Annotated in this window: 1 protein-coding gene; it reads left to right on the top strand. The window is 68.0% G+C overall.

Annotated features, from left to right (window positions below; all coding sequences use genetic code 11):
- Positions 1-70 precede the first annotated feature (70 nt).
- A complete protein-coding gene (locus DW298_RS01675) occupies positions 71-1210 on the top strand; it encodes a serine hydrolase domain-containing protein (protein ID WP_136040783.1) in 1140 nt (379 codons plus the stop codon).
- The last annotated feature ends 293 nt before the right edge of the window (positions 1211-1503 follow it).

The raw sequence follows: 1503 nt of genomic DNA, 5'->3' as shown, positions 1-1503 counted from the left end.
TGGGGAGACGGGGAAGGGGGAGGGGCGGGGGCCGTGGACACGGGTGTCCGGGCGGGGTTGAATCGAGGGCATGACGAGCTCGCTCCCGCAGATCCTCGCTGACCACGTCGTTCGGGGCATCGCGCCAGGAATCATCGGCGTGCTCGGCTCTCCGGGCGGGAAGGTCGAGATCTTCGCGACCGGGGACCTGCCGCCGGATGCGATCGTGCGCATCCAGTCGATGACGAAGCCGATCCTGGCGGTTGCCGCGCTGCGGTTCGTGCAGGAGGGCCGCCTCGGTCTCGACGATCCGGTGGAGCGGTGGATGCCCGAACTCGTCGACCGTCGGGTTCTGCGCGCGCCGGACGCCACGCTGGACGATGTCGAGCCGGCGGCGACGCCCATCACGGTACGGCATCTGCTCACGAACACTTCGGGGTACGGAGTGCAGGTCGCACCGACTCCGTTGGCGGAGGCGATGATCGCCAACCGGACGGCAGCGGGCCAGGAGCCCGTGGCGCTCGGCGCGCAGGAGTGGTTGGACGCGCTCGCGGCACTGCCGCTCACCTTCCAGCCCGGAACCGGATGGCGTTATCACCACTCGTTCGGCCTTCTCGGGATACTGCTCTCCCGCGTCGTCGGCGGCACGCTCGAGGAACATCTGCGGCGTGACCTGTTCGGCCCGCTCGGCATGGTCGACACCGGGTACACGGTTCCGCTCGACCAGGCGTACCGGCTGCCCGCCGCGTACCGGCACGAGGACGGCCGTCTGGTCGAGATCGAGCCTGCAGCCGGAGGATTCTCGCTGGCGCCCGCACCGTTCGACCTCAGCCATTCCGAACTCGTGTCGACGGCGTCCGACTATGCGGCGTTCGCCGGGATGCTGGCGGCGGGCGGGCGCCACGACGGGAAGGTCATGCTCGCCCCCGAACTGCTCGCGCTGATGCGCACCGATCAGATCCCGTCGATTGCGAAGACACCGGACAGCTTCTTCCCGGGATTCTGGGAGGGCACGGGCTGGGGTTTCGGTGTCGCGGTGCAGACCAGAGGGGACGCAGCCGGCCGATACGGGTGGTCCGGTGGACAGGGAACCGACTTCTCCATCGACCCGGACGGCTCGTTCCGGATCGTGCTGACCCAGGTCGAGATGGGGCCCGAGGTCATGGGCCTGTTCGCGGGAGTGCAGGAGAGCGGACTCGCGGACGCCAGCGGCGACACTTCTGCCGAGTGATGCGACGACGCGTGGGACACGGCCGCCGATGGCGGCCTTGCAACGGCGTGAGCACTGCCGTGCGGCTGGCGGGGCAGGCGGTTGCGCTGACCGTCTCGGCCTACGGTGCCCGCCGCTGCCTGACTCTTTCGTGGATAAGTGCGAGGTTGGGTCTTTTGTGGAGGAGACGTCTCCGGGTGCCCTGTGGCGGCTTCCTGCGGAATTCCAGGATGTGATACGGAGATAACTTCGAATGTAGCGTGTTACTCGGTTAGAATGAAGCATGTCCACTTTGACCGGGTTGCACGAGGCGA

This window comes from Microbacterium sp. A20, assembly GCF_004794515.1.
Classification (GTDB): domain Bacteria; phylum Actinomycetota; class Actinomycetes; order Actinomycetales; family Microbacteriaceae; genus Microbacterium.
Note: the sequence above shows the minus strand (reverse complement) of the source record. Positions and strands in the feature narration are given on the sequence as shown.

Bases quoted from the DNA above. Each gene is read 5' to 3' on its own strand.
- DW298_RS01675 (WP_136040783.1), top strand. From the start codon at position 71: ATGACGAGCTCGCTCCCGCAGATCCTCGCTGACCACGTCGTTCGGGGC.